At 60.1% G+C, this 14171-nt stretch carries 17 protein-coding genes; 10 read left to right on the top strand and 7 right to left on the bottom strand.

Translation table 11 applies throughout. The annotated features are described in order from the left end of the window. Positions 1-69: 69 nt before the first annotated feature. The 6 genes from AB4N33_RS17715 to AB4N33_RS17690 all read right to left on the bottom strand — a co-directional run bounded on the left by AB4N33_RS17715 (position 70) and on the right by AB4N33_RS17690 (position 5085). Positions 70-1563: an RNA polymerase factor sigma-54 gene (locus AB4N33_RS17715; RefSeq protein WP_460118106.1), complete on the bottom strand. Its 1494-nt coding sequence runs from the start codon at positions 1561-1563 to the stop codon at positions 70-72. Between the two features lie 182 nt (positions 1564-1745). After that, positions 1746-2471, bottom strand: a complete 726-nt coding sequence (lptB, locus tag AB4N33_RS17710; protein WP_460118103.1) for an LPS export ABC transporter ATP-binding protein — start codon at positions 2469-2471, stop codon at positions 1746-1748. Then, positions 2472-3020, bottom strand: coding sequence for a lipopolysaccharide transport periplasmic protein LptA (gene lptA / locus AB4N33_RS17705; RefSeq protein WP_460118101.1), 549 nt, complete (start codon positions 3018-3020; stop codon positions 2472-2474). It lies immediately after the preceding gene. Then, positions 3007-3579: an LPS export ABC transporter periplasmic protein LptC gene (gene lptC / locus AB4N33_RS17700; protein ID WP_460118099.1), complete on the bottom strand. Its 573-nt coding sequence runs from the start codon at positions 3577-3579 to the stop codon at positions 3007-3009. Before lptC ends, lptA begins: the two co-directional genes overlap by 14 nt. A 7-nt stretch (positions 3580-3586) precedes the next feature. Beyond that, entirely contained in the window at positions 3587-4111 is a 525-nt protein-coding gene (locus AB4N33_RS17695) for a KdsC family phosphatase (RefSeq protein ID WP_460118097.1), read from the bottom strand. After that, positions 4111-5085: a KpsF/GutQ family sugar-phosphate isomerase gene (locus tag AB4N33_RS17690; protein ID WP_476457887.1), complete on the bottom strand. Its 975-nt coding sequence runs from the start codon at positions 5083-5085 to the stop codon at positions 4111-4113. The genes AB4N33_RS17695 and AB4N33_RS17690 overlap by 1 nt, the downstream gene beginning before the upstream one ends. Positions 5086-5357: 272 nt before the next feature. Between AB4N33_RS17690 and AB4N33_RS17685 the strand changes: the two genes are divergently transcribed. From AB4N33_RS17685 to hisC, 10 genes are all read left to right on the top strand, one after another. Next, on the top strand, positions 5358-6167 hold the full coding sequence (locus AB4N33_RS17685; RefSeq protein ID WP_460118093.1) for an ATP-binding cassette domain-containing protein: 810 nt from the start codon (positions 5358-5360) through the stop codon (positions 6165-6167). After that, positions 6167-6964: a lipid asymmetry maintenance ABC transporter permease subunit MlaE gene (gene mlaE, locus AB4N33_RS17680; RefSeq protein ID WP_460118091.1), complete on the top strand. Its 798-nt coding sequence runs from the start codon at positions 6167-6169 to the stop codon at positions 6962-6964. The genes AB4N33_RS17685 and mlaE overlap by 1 nt, the downstream gene beginning before the upstream one ends. Beyond that, on the top strand, positions 6964-7431 hold the full coding sequence (gene mlaD, locus AB4N33_RS17675) for an outer membrane lipid asymmetry maintenance protein MlaD (protein WP_460118089.1): 468 nt from the start codon (positions 6964-6966) through the stop codon (positions 7429-7431). Before mlaE ends, mlaD begins: the two co-directional genes overlap by 1 nt. Before the next feature lie 11 nt (positions 7432-7442). Then, on the top strand, positions 7443-8084 hold the full coding sequence (locus tag AB4N33_RS17670) for an MlaC/ttg2D family ABC transporter substrate-binding protein (protein ID WP_476457886.1): 642 nt from the start codon (positions 7443-7445) through the stop codon (positions 8082-8084). Further along, a complete protein-coding gene (locus tag AB4N33_RS17665; protein WP_460118085.1) occupies positions 8081-8386 on the top strand; it encodes an STAS domain-containing protein in 306 nt (101 codons plus the stop codon). The genes AB4N33_RS17670 and AB4N33_RS17665 overlap by 4 nt, the downstream gene beginning before the upstream one ends. A gap of 113 nt (positions 8387-8499) precedes the next feature. Further along, entirely contained in the window at positions 8500-8775 is a 276-nt protein-coding gene (locus AB4N33_RS17660) for a BolA family protein (protein WP_476457885.1), read from the top strand. Next, complete coding sequence (murA, locus tag AB4N33_RS17655) at positions 8763-10028, top strand: UDP-N-acetylglucosamine 1-carboxyvinyltransferase (protein ID WP_460118079.1); 1266 nt, start codon at positions 8763-8765, stop codon at positions 10026-10028. Before AB4N33_RS17660 ends, murA begins: the two co-directional genes overlap by 13 nt. A gap of 128 nt (positions 10029-10156) precedes the next feature. Continuing rightward, positions 10157-10792: an ATP phosphoribosyltransferase gene (hisG, locus tag AB4N33_RS17650; protein ID WP_460118076.1), complete on the top strand. Its 636-nt coding sequence runs from the start codon at positions 10157-10159 to the stop codon at positions 10790-10792. A gap of 125 nt (positions 10793-10917) precedes the next feature. After that, a complete protein-coding gene (gene hisD, locus AB4N33_RS17645) occupies positions 10918-12255 on the top strand; it encodes a histidinol dehydrogenase (RefSeq protein ID WP_476457884.1) in 1338 nt (445 codons plus the stop codon). 2 nt (positions 12256-12257) lie between these two features. Then, on the top strand, positions 12258-13310 hold the full coding sequence (gene hisC / locus AB4N33_RS17640; RefSeq protein ID WP_476457883.1) for a histidinol-phosphate transaminase: 1053 nt from the start codon (positions 12258-12260) through the stop codon (positions 13308-13310). A 135-nt stretch (positions 13311-13445) separates the two neighbouring features. Here the strand turns inward: hisC and AB4N33_RS17635 are convergent, their stop codons facing one another. After that, the gene (locus AB4N33_RS17635) at positions 13446-14165 is read right to left on the bottom strand and encodes a DUF4198 domain-containing protein (RefSeq protein WP_476457882.1); all 720 of its coding nucleotides are present in this window, start codon (positions 14163-14165) and stop codon (positions 13446-13448) included. Between the last annotated feature and the right edge of the window lie 6 nt (positions 14166-14171).

Below are 14171 nucleotides of genomic sequence, written 5' to 3'. Positions count from 1 at the left end.
GCTTCTCCTTCGTTGCCAGTGCATAAAGCGGCAAACAAATGTTTGCCACTGGAACGCTGTGGCGTGGCCCTACATCAACCGCTTGCGTTCGCTCGAAGGCGCGATCCCGAGGGATTCACGGTACTTGGCGACGGTGCGGCGAGCCACCTGAATGCCTTGTGCCTCCAGTAAACCAGCGATCTTGCTGTCACTCAACGGCTTTTTCTGATTTTCCGCCGCTACCAGTTTTTTGATGATCGCGCGGATCGCCGTGGACGAGCATTCACCGCCTTCGGAGGTGCTGACATGGCTGGAGAAAAAGTATTTCAGCTCATAAATACCCCGCGGGGTATGCATGAACTTTTGCGTCGTCACGCGGGATATCGTCGATTCGTGCATGCCCACCGCTTCGGCGATGTCATGCAACACCAGCGGTTTCATCGCTTCGTCGCCGTACTCCAGAAAACCGCGCTGATGCTCGACGATCTGGGTGGCTACTTTCATCAGTGTTTCGTTTCGGCTCTGCAGGCTCTTGATGAACCAGCGCGCTTCCTGCAACTGATTGCGCATGAAGGTGTTGTCGGCACTGGTGTCGGCGCGGCGCACGAAACCGGCGTACTGGGCGTTGACCCGCAGGCGTGGCACCGATTCCTGGTTCAGCTCCACCAGCCAGCGCTCGTTGTCCTTGCGTACGATGACGTCGGGGACGACGTATTCGGCTTCGGTGGACTCGATTTGCGAGCCCGGGCGCGGGTTCAGGCTTTGCACCAGCTCGATCACCTGGCGCAGTTCGTCTTCCTTGAGCTTCATGCGGCGCATCAGCTGGCTGTAGTCGCGGCCGCCGAGCAGGTCGATGTAGTCGGTGACCAGACGCTTGGCCTCTGCCAGCCAGGGTGTCTTGGCGGGGAGCTGGCGCAGTTGCAGCAGCAGGCACTCACCCAGGTTTCGGGCGGCGATGCCGGCAGGTTCGAATTGCTGGATGCGGTGCAGGACGGCTTCGATTTCGTCCAGTTCGATGTCCAGTTCCGGATCGAAGGCTTCGAGGATCTCCTCGAGCGTTTCGTCCAGGTAGCCCTGATTGTTGATGCAATCGATCAGGGTCACGGCGATCAAACGATCGGTATCGGACATCGGTGCCAGGTTCAACTGCCACAGCAGGTGACTTTGCAGGCTTTCGCCGGCCGATGTGCGGGTGGTGAAATCCCACTCGTCGTCATCGCTGCTGGGCAGGCTGCTGGCACTGGTCTGATAGACGTCTTCCCAGGCGGTGTCGACGGGCAGTTCGTTGGGGATACGCTCGTTCCAGTCGCCTTCTTCGAGGTTGTCGACCGTCGGCGCGCTTTCCTGGTAGGAGGTTTCCTGAGTGTCGGGGGTGGGCTTCTGTTCGACGTTGTCGGCCATCGGGTCGGTGTTGTCGAAGTCGTCGCCTTCCTCCTGGCGTTCGAGCATCGGATTGGACTCCAAGGCCTCCTGGATTTCCTGTTGCAGGTCCAGGGTCGACAATTGGAGCAGGCGGATGGCCTGTTGCAGCTGCGGTGTCATCGTCAGCTGCTGGCCCATTCTCAAGACTAGCGATGGTTTCATGGCAGGGGCTTAACACCTTTTTCCGGCGCACATGCGCCATCCACTACAGGGCGCCGAAGCGCCAAACATAAGCAAATTATATGCCTGAAACAGCAGCGTTTGCCTAGAGCGCTGTAACAATAAAAAAGCCTTGATTTTTTATTGATACAAGCGCTCGGTAGATCAGCCAGGGACCTCGACGCTTAAAGGCGGAACTCGTGGCCCAGGTACACTTCCTTGACCAGGTCGTTGGCCAGGATGGTTTCAGCGTCACCTTCGGCAATCAGTTGGCCATCGTTGACGATGTAGGCGGTTTCGCAGATATCCAGGGTCTCACGGACGTTGTGGTCGGTGATCAGCACGCCAATGCCTTTGGCCTTGAGGTGATGGATGATCTGCTTGATGTCACCGACCGAGATCGGGTCCACGCCGGCGAAAGGTTCGTCGAGCAGGATGAATTTCGGGCTGGTCGCCAGGGCGCGAGCAATTTCCACGCGGCGGCGTTCACCACCGGACAGGCTCATACCGAGGTTGTCGCGGATGTGGCTGATGTGGAATTCCTGCAACAGGCTTTCCAATTCCTTGCGACGGCCGGCCTTGTCGAGTTCCTTGCGGGTCTCGAGGATCGCCATGATGTTGTCGGCGACCGAGAGCTTGCGAAAGATCGACGCTTCCTGCGGCAGATAGCCGATACCGGCTTTTGCGCGGCCGTGCATCGGCTGGTGGCTGACGTCGAGGTCATCGATCAGGACGCGGCCCTGATCGGCCTGGACCAAGCCAACGATCATGTAGAAGCAGGTGGTCTTGCCGGCGCCGTTAGGGCCAAGCAGGCCGACGATCTGACCGCTGTCGATGGACAGGCTGACGTCGCGCACGACCTGGCGGCTCTTGTAGCTCTTGGCCAGATGCTGAGCTTTCAGAGTTGCCATTTACGGGGCCTTTTGCTCTTCGGTTTTCTTTTTAGGCTGGATCACCATGTCGATACGCGGACGCGACTCTGTCACGTTGGTACCCGTGGCGCGGCCGGCACTGGCAAGTTTCTTGTTGGTGTCATAGACGATTTTCTCGCCCTGGGTCACGTTGCCGTCCTTGTCGATGACCTTGGCGCGGTCGATCAGCACGACGCGGTCCTGCGTGGCGTGGTACTGGATGGTGACGCCGTAGCCCTGCACCGGTTTGGTGTCGCCCGCCGTTTGCAGTTGCTCGAAGTAGGCGAGGTTGCCCACCGAGGTCACCACGTCGATGTCACCGTTGGGCGCCCGGGTCATGGTGACCTTGTTGCCGGTGACCTTCATCGAGCCCTGGGTGATGACCACGTCGCCCGTATAGGTGGCCACGCCGTTCTTGTCGTCCAGTTGGGCGTCGTCGGCCTGGATGCGGATAGGCTGCTGCTGATCGTTCGGCAGAGACCAGGCGCTCACGCTTCCCAGTGCTGCGCTCAGACCGAGCAAAATAGGGAGGGTTTTAACGAGCCTCATACTGTCCTCTTACGTTCGATAGCAGGTGAATCCTGCTGTCCTTCAGATACGCTTTCATTCCTACGCCAGTCGATACGCCGCCAGCGCCGTCGATTCTAACGGGTTGCTGGGTCTGCGCATATTGCTGCTGTGGGAACACTGTCATGCGGGTGGAAGTGATCAGGGTGTCGCGTTTCTTTTCGTCAGTGCGCTTGACGCGTACGTTGTCGATCAGTTCGACCTCGGTACCGCCTGGGTTCACTTCACCGCGATCGCTGGTCACGTGCCATGGAAAATCGGTGCCACGGTACATGTTCAGGTCCGGCTTGGTGACCAGTGTGACGTCGGTGGCTTTGACGTGCTCGGCCTTGTCGGACGTCATTTCGTACTGCACGCGCCCGTCTTCGAGGTATTGCAGGGTGTGCGTGTTGGTCGCATACCAGTCGATGGGACTGTCTTCGGATTTGGCCACCGGCTTGTCGAGGAAGCGTTCCGGGCTGATGTTCCAGTAGCCGACCGCAGCGAAGATGGCTGCGATGCAGGCGAATATCACTATGTTGCGAAATTTCTTGCTCAGCATAATTGGCTCACAGGTACGCGGCGTTAGCCGCATCGAGGCGGCCCTGGGCGCGCAGGATCAGTTCGCAGAACTCGCGAGCGGCACCGTGGCCACCACGGGCCAGGGTAACGCCGTGAGCGTGTTCACGGACAAAACTGGCGGCATTGGCCACCGCGATGCCCAGGCCGACGCGACGAATCACCGGCAGGTCCGGCAGGTCGTCGCCCAGGTAGGCGACTTGCTCGTAGCTCAGGTTGAGCTGGGCCAGCAGCCCGTCCAGCACGACCAGTTTGTCTTCGCGACCTTGATAAACATGGGGAATGCCCAGGTTCATCGCCCGGCGCTCGACCACCGGGCTCTTGCGGCCGCTGATGATCGCTGTTTGCACGCCAGCGGCCATCAGCATCTTGATGCCCTGGCCGTCGAGTGTGCTGAACGACTTGAATTCGCCGCCATCTTCAAGGAAGTACAGGCGCCCATCGGTCAGGACGCCGTCGACATCGAATACCGCCAGTTTGATCTGTTTACCGCGTTGCAGCAGGTCCGCACTCATTACATTACTCCTGCGCGCAGCAAGTCGTGCATGTTCAGGGCGCCGACCGGACGATCGTTACCGTCAACCACGACCAGTGCGCTGATTTTGTTGTCTTCCATGATTTTCAAGGCTTCGGCCGCGAGCATTTCCGCGCGGGCGGTCTTGCCGTGGACGGTCATGATCGCATCGATGGCGGTGTGGTGAACGTCGATGGCGCGGTCCAGGGAGCGGCGCAAGTCGCCGTCAGTGAAAATCCCGGCCAGCTTGCCATCGGCCTCGAGGATGACTGTCATGCCCAGGCCCTTGCGAGTCATTTCCATCAAGGCGTCCTTGAGCAGCGTGCCCCGCTGGACCTTGGGCAGTTCCTCGCCCGCGTGCATGACATGTTCCACTTTAAGCAGCAGGCGTCGGCCCAGTGCGCCGCCCGGATGGGAGAACGCAAAATCTTCGGCGGTGAAGCCGCGGGCTTCGAGCAGTGCGACCGCCAGGGCATCGCCCATCACCAGCGCCGCGGTGGTCGAGGACGTCGGTGCCAGGTTCAGCGGGCAGGCTTCGTGTTCGACGTGCACGTTGAGATTGACTTCGGCGGCCTTGGCCAGCGGTGAAGCGGGATTGCCGGTCATGCTGATCAATTGGATGCCCAGGCGCTTGATCAATGGCAGCAGGGTGACGATTTCATTGGTGGAGCCGGAGTTCGACAGGGCCAGGATGATGTCGTCGCGGGTGATCATGCCCATGTCGCCGTGGCTGGCTTCGGCCGGGTGGACGAAGAAAGCCGTGGTGCCGGTGCTGGCCAGGGTGGCGGCGATCTTGTTGCCGATGTGCCCGGATTTGCCCATGCCGACCACGACCACGCGGCCCTTGCTGGCCAGAATCATCTCGCAAGCGCGTACGAAATCAGCGTCGATATGGGGTAGCAAGCCTTGCACGGCTTCCAGTTCGAGGCGGATGGTGCGTTGTGCTGATTGAATCAGGTCGCTGGATTGGCTCATGTCTGAAATCGTTTAGCCCGATGAAAAGGCGGCGATTATAGCGGTAATGATCAAAACCCTCACGCAAGTTCGTCACGCTTTGTCATTCCTTGTTACGCAATGCGTGTAATTGACGTCATTTATCCATCATCGATTAAACATGGCCGGCTTGACCCTTGGGCGCTCGACCTTTGCAGTGATATAGTTCGCCGCCAGTTCGGTCCGCCCGCACGTATGTGCTTTCGCCAGAAAGTCAGGCGTCCGAGGGAGAGGCTGCATCGCAAGGAGTTTAGATGAGTGCCGATAACGCCTACGCGGTCGAGCTGAAGGGAGTGACCTTCAAGCGCGGTGCGCGCAGCATTTTCAATAACGTCGATATCCGTATTCCGCGCGGCAAGGTCACCGGCATCATGGGGCCTTCCGGGTGTGGCAAGACCACGCTGTTGCGTTTGATGGGCGCCCAGTTGCGTCCGTCCAAGGGCGAAGTCTGGGTCAACGGTCAGAATCTGCCCAAGTTGTCGCGCAGTGATCTGTTCGATGCACGCAAGCACATGGGTGTGCTGTTTCAGAGTGGCGCGCTGTTCACCGATCTCGATGTGTTCGAGAACGTCGCTTTTCCGCTACGGGTTCATACCGAACTTCCCGAGGAAATGATCCGCGACATCGTGTTGCTCAAGTTGCAGGCCGTCGGCCTGCGTGGCGCCATCGACCTGATGCCCGAGGAGTTGTCCGGCGGCATGAAGCGTCGTGTCGCCCTGGCTCGGGCGATTGCCCTGGACCCGCAGATCCTCATGTATGACGAGCCCTTCGTTGGCCAGGACCCGATCGCCATGGGCGTACTGGTGCGTCTGATCCGTCTGCTCAACGATGCCCTGGGCATCACCAGCATCGTGGTTTCCCACGACCTGGCCGAGACCGCAAGCATCGCGGACTACATATATGTGGTCGGCGAGGGCAAGGTGCTGGGGCAGGGTACGCCGCAAGAGTTGATGAACTCCCAGGAACCGCGCATTCGCCAATTCATGACCGGGGAGCCCGACGGCCCGGTTGCATATCACTTTCCAGCGACGGACTACCGCGCAGATCTTCTGGGGAAGCGTTGATGCGCAAGACTTCACTGTTGGAACGCATACGCCGCTTCGGCCACGCCGGCATCGACGTGCTGGCCGCGTTCGGTCGTTCGACCATTTTCCTGTTCCACGCTCTGTTGGGGCGCGGCGGCATTGGCGGTGGTTTCGGGCTTCTGGTCAAGCAACTGCATTCGGTGGGCGTGATGTCCCTGGTGATCATTGTGGTCTCCGGGGTGTTCATCGGCATGGTGCTGGCGCTGCAAGGGTTCAATATCCTGTCCAGCTACGGCTCGGAGCAGGCGGTCGGGCAGATGGTCGCCCTGACGCTGCTGCGCGAACTGGGGCCGGTGGTCACCGCGTTGCTCTTCGCCGGACGTGCCGGTTCGGCCCTGACGGCGGAAATCGGCAACATGAAATCCACCGAGCAGTTGTCCAGCCTGGAAATGATCGGTGTCGACCCGCTCAAGTACATCATTGCCCCGCGCTTGTGGGCCGGTTTCATTTCCCTGCCTGTGCTGGCGATGATTTTCAGCGTGGTGGGGATCTGGGGTGGTTCGTGGGTAGCCGTCGACTGGCTGGGTGTGTATGAAGGGTCCTATTGGTCCAACATGCAAAACAGCGTGACGTTCACCGATGATGTGCTCAACGGCATTATCAAAAGTGTCGTCTTTGCCTTCGTCGTGACCTGGATTGCCGTATTCCAAGGCTATGACTGCGAGCCCACTTCCGAGGGGATCAGTCGTGCCACTACCAAGACCGTTGTGTATGCCTCGTTGGCTGTACTCGGCCTGGACTTTATTCTGACCGCCTTGATGTTTGGAGATTTCTGATGCAAAACCGCACCCTGGAAATCGGTGTCGGCCTTTTCCTGCTGGCTGGCATCCTGGCTTTGCTGCTGCTGGCACTGCGGGTCAGTGGCCTGTCCCCGAGCCCGAGCACCGAGACTTATAAACTTTACGCCTATTTCGACAATATCGCCGGTTTGACGGTCAGAGCTAAAGTGACCATGGCCGGTGTGACCATCGGTAAGGTCACGGCGATCGATCTGGACCGCGACAGTTTCACTGGGCGGGTGACGATGCAGTTGGAAAAGCGTGTGGATAATCTGCCGACTGATTCCACTGCATCTATTCTGACTGCTGGCCTGTTGGGCGAGAAATACATCGGCATCAGCGTGGGTGGCGAGGAGACTCTGCTCAAGGAGGGCGGCACCATTCATGACACCCAGTCGTCACTGGTGCTCGAGGACCTGATCGGTAAATTCCTGCTCAATACCGTTAGCAAAGACGCCAAATGAGGAGCTTTTGAATGATCTCTACCTTGCGACGTGGCCTGTTTGTACTGCTCGCGGCCGTGCCGTTGATGGCTAACGCCGTGGCGGCGCCTTCCGCGCATGATCTGGTCGAGGACACCACGAACCGGTTGCTGGCAGACCTGTCGGCCAATAAGGAACAGTACAAGCAGGACCCGAACGGCTTTTATAAGGCGCTGAACGAAATCGTCGGCCCGGTGGTGGATGCCGAGGGCATCTCCAGAAGCATCATGACGGTCAAGTACTCGCGCAAGGCCACGCCTGCGCAAATGAAGACCTTCGAAGAGAACTTCAAGCGGGGCCTGTTCCAGTTCTATGGCAATGCCCTGCTCGAGTACAACAACCAGGGCATCACCGTCGATCCGGCCAAGGATGAGTCGGGCGACCGTACCAGCGTCGGCATGACCGTCAAAGGCAACAATGGTGCAATCTACCCCGTGTCCTACACCCTGGAGAAGATCAACGGCGAGTGGAAGTTGCGTAACGTGATCATCAACGGCATCAACATCGGCAAGTTGTTCCGCGATCAGTTCGCCGACGCGATGCAGCGCAATGGCAACGACCTGGACAAGACCATCAACGGTTGGGCCGGTGAAGTCGCCAAAGCCAAGCAGGCCAGCGAGAAGTCGTCCCAATGAGTGTATCGGCCATTCGCATGAGCGAAGCCGGCGAGCTGATGCTCAGTGGCATGCTGGACTACATGACCGGCCCCGGCCTGCGCAAGCAGGGTCAGGCGCTGATCAAGGCGAGCAAGGCCGCTGCGCTGGTGGTGGATTGCTCGGCGGTGCTCAAGTCCAGCAGTGTTGGCTTATCGCTGTTACTGTGTTTCATGCGTGACGCGCAGGAGGTCGGCAAGACGCTGACCATCCGTGCCATGCCTGAAGACATGCGCGAAATTGCCCAGGTCAGCGAGTTGACCGAGCTGTTGGCGCACCCCTAAACAGCATCGACAGGGAAGCCCCCGTCAGAGTCCTGCTTCGCGGGGTTCGCAGGCGCGGGGCTTTTTTGTATGATGTCCGACCCGCGCGCACAGGGCGCCGATTGAGGTTGAGCATGCAGGCCGTAGAAGTTAAGAGCTTCCTTGAAGCAAAGCTGCCGAACACGCAAGTGGAAGTTGAAGGCGAAGGCTGCAATTTCCAGTTGAACGTGATCAGCGATGAACTGGCGGCATTGAGCCCGGTGAAGCGTCAGCAGCAGGTCTATGCCCATTTGAACCCATGGATCACCGATGGCAGCATCCATGCGGTCACTATGAAATTTTTCAGCAGCACGGCTTGGGCCGAGCGCACCTGGAGCCCAAGGGCGTCGAGATTCTTATGGATAAATTGATTATTACCGGTGGCGCTCGTCTTGATGGCGAGATCCGCATCTCCGGGGCAAAGAACTCTGCCCTGCCGATCCTGGCGGCCACCTTGCTGTGCGATGGCCCGGTCACGGTTGCCAACCTGCCGCACCTGCACGACATCACCACCATGATCGAGCTGTTCGGCCGCATGGGCATTGAACCGGTGATCGACGAGAAGCTGGCGGTCGAAATCGACCCGCGCACCATCAAGACCCTGATCGCGCCTTACGAGCTGGTGAAAACCATGCGGGCGTCGATCCTGGTACTGGGGCCAATGGTCGCCCGCTTCGGTGAAGCCGAAGTCGCGCTGCCTGGCGGTTGCGCCATCGGTTCGCGTCCGGTCGACCTGCACATCCGTGGCCTTGAAGCCATGGGCGCGGTGATCGACGTCGAAGGCGGCTACATCAAGGCCAAGGCGCCTGAGGGCGGCTTGCGCGGTGCGCACTTCTTCTTCGACACCGTCAGTGTGACCGGTACCGAAAACATCATGATGGCCGCTGCCTTGGCCAAGGGCCGCAGTGTTCTGGCCAACGCCGCGCGCGAGCCGGAAGTGGTCGACCTGGCGAACTTCCTGAACGCCATGGGTGCCAAGGTTTCCGGCGCTGGCACCGACACCATCACCATCGACGGTGTCGAGCGTCTGCACACCACCACCTTCAAGGTCATGCCCGACCGTATCGAAACCGGCACCTACCTGGTGGCCGCAGCCGTGACCGGCGGGCGTGTGAAGGTCAAGGACACCGATCCGACCATCCTCGAAGCCGTCCTCGAGAAGCTGCGTGAAGCCGGCGCCGAGGTCACCACCGGTGATGACTGGATCGAACTGAACATGCACGGCAAGCGGCCGAAAGCCGTCAACGTGCGGACCGCCCCGTACCCGGCGTTCCCGACCGACATGCAGGCACAGTTCATTTCGCTCAACGCCATTGCCGAAGGTACGGGCGCGGTGATCGAGACGATCTTCGAAAACCGCTTCATGCACGTTTACGAACTGCACCGCATGGGCGCCAAGATCCAGGTCGAGGGCAACACCGCCATCGTCACCGGTACCGAAAAGCTCAAGGGCGCGCCAGTGATGGCCACCGACCTGCGTGCGTCGGCCAGCCTGGTGATTTCGGCCCTGATTGCCGAAGGCGATACCCTGATCGACCGCATCTACCACATAGATCGTGGTTACGAGTGCATCGAAGAGAAACTGCAGATGCTGGGCGCCAAGATCCGTCGCGTTCCGGGCTAGTTGCTGCTGCATGGGCATAAGGACATGCCCGTTGAATTGTTCCGAGTCGAGGGTGGTTGCACCCTCGATCTGTGTCCGGCGCCGTTTGTGACCGGGCATGAGTACCTTGATAAGGACTGACGTTTCCCATGTTGACCATCGCACTGTCCAAGGGCCGCATCCTTGACGACACCCTGCCGCTTCTCGCTGAAGCAGGCATCGTGCCGACCGAGAATCCGGACAAGAGCCGCAAGCTGATCATTCCCACGACCCAGGAAGATGTCCGCCTGTTGATCGTGCGCGCCACCGACGTGCCGACTTATGTCGAACATGGTGCCGCTGATCTGGGCGTCGCCGGTAAAGATGTGCTGATGGAATATGGCGGCCAGGGCCTGTACGAACCGCTGGACCTGAAAATTGCCCGGTGCAAGCTGATGACCGCTGGCAAGGTCGGCGCCATCGAGCCCAAGGGCCGCCTGCGCATCGCCACCAAATTCGTTAACGTCGCCAAGCGCTACTACGCCGAACAGGGCCGCCAGGTCGACATCATCAAGCTGTACGGCTCGATGGAACTGGCACCGCTGATCGGCCTGGCCGACAAGATCATCGACGTGGTCGACACCGGCAACACGCTACGGGCCAACGGCCTGGAGCCACAGGATTTCATTGCCGACATCAGCTCCCGGCTGATCGTCAACAAGGCTTCGATGAAAATGCAGCACGCCCGTATCCAGGCGTTGATCGACACCCTGCGCAACGCAGTGGAGTCTCGACACCGCGGCTGATTCACCTGCGCGACGTTGAGTCGCGCCGTCTATCCGCCTCATAGCCAGAATTCTCAGGTGCCCAAGCGGATCGAATGTTAGCTTCGGGCGCCTGAGTTTTTTGCCAATCCTATGAGGCTCTCGCTATGACCGCACTGACTGCAATTCGCCGACTCAACGCTGCTGACCCGGATTTCGCGCATCATCTGGATCATCTGCTGAGCTGGGAAAGTGTGTCTGACGACTCGGTCAATCAGCGGGTGCTGGACATCATCAAGGCCGTGCGCGAGCGTGGCGACGCGGCGCTGGTGGATTACACCCGCCAGTTCGACGGGCTTGACGTTGCGTCCATGGCCGACCTGATCCTGCCGCGCGAGCGCCTGGAACTGGCGCTGACCCGGATCACCGTGCCCCAGCGTGAAGCGCTGGAAAAAGCCGCCGCCCGAGTGCGCAGCTACCACGAAAAGCAGAAACAGGACTCCTGGACCTACACCGAAGCCGACGGCACCGTCCTCGGCCAGAAGGTGACGCCGCTGGACCGCGCGGGCCTTTATGTGCCGGGCGGCAAGGCGTCGTACCCGTCGTCAGTGCTGATGAACGCCATTCCGGCCAAGGTCGCCGGTGTGACCGAAGTGGTCATGGTGGTGCCGACCCCGCGTGGTGAAATCAACGAGCTGGTGTTGGCTGCCGCCTGCATCGCCGGTGTCGACCGTGTGTTCACCATCGGGGGGGCCCAGGCTGTCGCTGCATTGGCCTACGGCACTGAAAGCGTACCGCAGGTGGACAAGGTGGTGGGCCCGGGCAACATCTATGTGGCCACCGCCAAGCGCCACGTGTTCGGCCAAGTCGGTATCGACATGATCGCAGGTCCCTCGGAAATTCTCGTGGTGTGCGACGGCAAGACCGATCCGGACTGGATCGCCATGGACCTGTTCTCCCAGGCCGAGCACGACGAAGACGCCCAGGCGATCCTGGTCAGCCCGGACGCCGAGTTCCTCGATCAGGTGGCGGCCAGCATCGCCAAGCTGTTACCGACCATGGATCGCGCGACCATTATCGAAACCTCGATCAATGGCCGTGGCGCGTTGATTCAGGTGCGTGACATGGAGCAGGCCATCGAAGTCGCCAACCGTATCGCGCCGGAGCACCTGGAATTGTCGGTCGCCGATCCACAAGCCTGGTTGCCCCAGATCCGCCATGCTGGTGCGATCTTCATGGGCCGCCACACCTCCGAGGCGCTGGGCGACTATTGCGCAGGCCCCAACCACGTGTTGCCGACCTCCGGCACCGCACGGTTCTCCTCGCCGCTGGGTGTGTACGACTTCCAGAAACGCTCGTCGATCATCTACTGCTCCGAAAGCGGCGCCTCCGAGCTGGGCAAGACTGCCTCGGTGCTGGCCCGTGGCGAATCGCTGAGCGCCCACGCGCGCAGCGCCGAATACCGCATTCTCGATAAAGACTTCAAACCGGGGCAGGGGAACTGAACATGAGTAAATTCTGGAGCCCGTTCGTCAAGAACCTCGTGCCTTATGTGCCGGGCGAGCAGCCGAAACTGGCTAAACTGGTGAAGCTCAACACCAACGAAAACCCCTACGGTCCTTCGCCAAAAGCCTTGGCGGCGATGCAGACCGAGCTGAACGACAACCTGCGCCTGTACCCGGATCCGAACAGTGATCTGCTGAAAAACGCCGTGGCCAACTACTACGGCGTGAAGAGCAATCAGGTGTTCCTGGGCAACGGTTCCGATGAAGTCCTGGCGCATGTTTTCCACGGCTTGCTGCAACACGACAAGCCGCTGCTGTTTCCGGACATCAGCTACAGCTTTTATCCGGTGTACGCCGGGCTGTACGGCATCACCTTCGATGCCGTGCCGCTGGATGCGCAGTTCCAGATCAACCCGGCGGACTACGCCAAGCCGAACGGAGGGATCATCTTCCCCAACCCGAACGCGCCGACCGGTTGCCTGCTGGCGCTGGACGCGGTTGAGCAGATCCTCAAGGCCAGCCCGGATTCGGTGGTCGTGGTCGACGAGGCCTACATCGACTTCGGCGGCGAAACCGCGATCAGCCTGGTGGACCGCTACCCGAACCTGCTGGTGACCCAAACCCTGTCCAAGTCCCGTTCCCTGGCCGGTCTGCGGGTTGGCCTGGCGGTGGGGCATCCGGACCTGATCGAAGCGCTGGAGCGCATCAAGAACAGCTTCAACTCCTACCCGCTGGATCGCCTGGCCAATGTCGGCGCTGCTGCTGCCTTCGAAGATCGCGAGTACTTCGATAAGACCTGTCGCCAGGTGATCGAAAGTCGCGAATGGGTGACTGCGCAGTTGCAAGTTAAGGGTTTTGAGGTGCTGCCGTCGGCCGCCAACTTCATCTTCGCCCGCCACCCGCAACATGACGCGGCAGGCCTGGCGGCGAAGTTGCGCGAGCAGGGTGTGATCGTTCGGCACTTCAAGCAGGAGCGGATTGCGCAGTTCCTGCGGATCTCGATCGGCACGCCGGAGCAGAACCAGGCGTTGATCGAGGGGCTTGGAGATCTATAGAACGCTGGAAAACCCTGTAGGAGCAGCCGGTCGACGCTCGATTGCTCGCGATAGCTATTTTCAATTCAACATGATTGTTGGAGTATTAATCGCATCGCGGGCAAGCCCGCTCCTACAGGGGTATCGCAGGCTGGTTTATTCGTGATGCGCCTCGCCCAGGAACGTCAGCGAACTGAACAAGCCTCGACTGCTGACATCGGCGCTGCCCTTAACCGGCACTTCCACCTGCGCCGCAATCACATTCAACCCTTCGTTACGCACCACCACCTGCGCGCGACCGTCCTTGTCGGTTTCGGTGCTCAAGGTGTTCGGCGCGTTGCGATAGTCGCCGATCAACTTCACTCCGGCGGCCGGTTGGCCATCCACCAGAACCCGGACCGGTAGCGGGTTGCCGGGTCCGACGGTCAGCGGATCGACCTCCGGCAAAATCAGCAGTTTGATCTGATCCAGTTTCGGCAACTTCGCGCCTGCCTGATAAATCGCCAGGCTGTACTTGAAGGTGTGCGTGGCCTCAATCGCACCCGGCACCTTGCTGCGTCCTTCGTTGATCCACTTTTTGTCCGCCGTCTGTGACCACATGCCGTTGTCCAGGGCGATCGCCATAACGGCCGGTGGTTTCAGCGGTTGCAGGCGTGCGTGATCGACCAGGCGCCGGACCGTCACCGGGATCATCTTGCCGCCGGCGTCATACGCCCAGGCACCGCTGATTTTCTGGGCCTTGAAGGCGTTATCTTCGGCGCCGTGGCCGTAGACGACTTCGATGTTGCCGCGACGTTGTTCAGTCCACAGGCCGTGGGCTGAAACCTGGCTGGCGAAGAACAGGCCGAGCACGGCGATGGATTTGAGAGCAAGCATGTTGAC

It is taken from the genome of Pseudomonas sp. S1_E05 (assembly GCF_056337105.1).
This window is presented reverse-complemented; position numbering and strand designations above follow the sequence as displayed.

Coding starts and splice junctions, on each gene's coding strand:
- AB4N33_RS17690 (WP_476457887.1), bottom strand. CDS start 5,085: ATGAGCCAATCCAGCGACCTGATTCAATCAGCACAACGCACCATCCGC.
- hisC (WP_476457883.1), top strand. CDS start 12,258: ATGAGTAAATTCTGGAGCCCGTTCGTCAAGAACCTCGTGCCTTATGTG.
- lptB (WP_460118103.1), bottom strand. CDS start 2,471: ATGGCAACTCTGAAAGCTCAGCATCTGGCCAAGAGCTACAAGAGCCGC.
- AB4N33_RS17670 (WP_476457886.1), top strand. CDS start 7,443: ATGATCTCTACCTTGCGACGTGGCCTGTTTGTACTGCTCGCGGCCGTG.
- mlaE (WP_460118091.1), top strand. CDS start 6,167: ATGCGCAAGACTTCACTGTTGGAACGCATACGCCGCTTCGGCCACGCC.
- lptC (WP_460118099.1), bottom strand. CDS start 3,579: ATGCTGAGCAAGAAATTTCGCAACATAGTGATATTCGCCTGCATCGCA.
- hisD (WP_476457884.1), top strand. CDS start 10,918: ATGACCGCACTGACTGCAATTCGCCGACTCAACGCTGCTGACCCGGAT.
- mlaD (WP_460118089.1), top strand. CDS start 6,964: ATGCAAAACCGCACCCTGGAAATCGGTGTCGGCCTTTTCCTGCTGGCT.
- murA (WP_460118079.1), top strand. CDS start 8,763: ATGGATAAATTGATTATTACCGGTGGCGCTCGTCTTGATGGCGAGATC.
- AB4N33_RS17715 (WP_460118106.1), bottom strand. CDS start 1,563: ATGAAACCATCGCTAGTCTTGAGAATGGGCCAGCAGCTGACGATGACA.
- AB4N33_RS17695 (WP_460118097.1), bottom strand. CDS start 4,111: ATGAGTGCGGACCTGCTGCAACGCGGTAAACAGATCAAACTGGCGGTA.
- AB4N33_RS17660 (WP_476457885.1), top strand. CDS start 8,500: ATGCAGGCCGTAGAAGTTAAGAGCTTCCTTGAAGCAAAGCTGCCGAAC.
- hisG (WP_460118076.1), top strand. CDS start 10,157: ATGTTGACCATCGCACTGTCCAAGGGCCGCATCCTTGACGACACCCTG.
- AB4N33_RS17685 (WP_460118093.1), top strand. CDS start 5,358: ATGAGTGCCGATAACGCCTACGCGGTCGAGCTGAAGGGAGTGACCTTC.
- AB4N33_RS17635 (WP_476457882.1), bottom strand. CDS start 14,165: ATGCTTGCTCTCAAATCCATCGCCGTGCTCGGCCTGTTCTTCGCCAGC.
- AB4N33_RS17665 (WP_460118085.1), top strand. CDS start 8,081: ATGAGTGTATCGGCCATTCGCATGAGCGAAGCCGGCGAGCTGATGCTC.
- lptA (WP_460118101.1), bottom strand. CDS start 3,020: ATGAGGCTCGTTAAAACCCTCCCTATTTTGCTCGGTCTGAGCGCAGCA.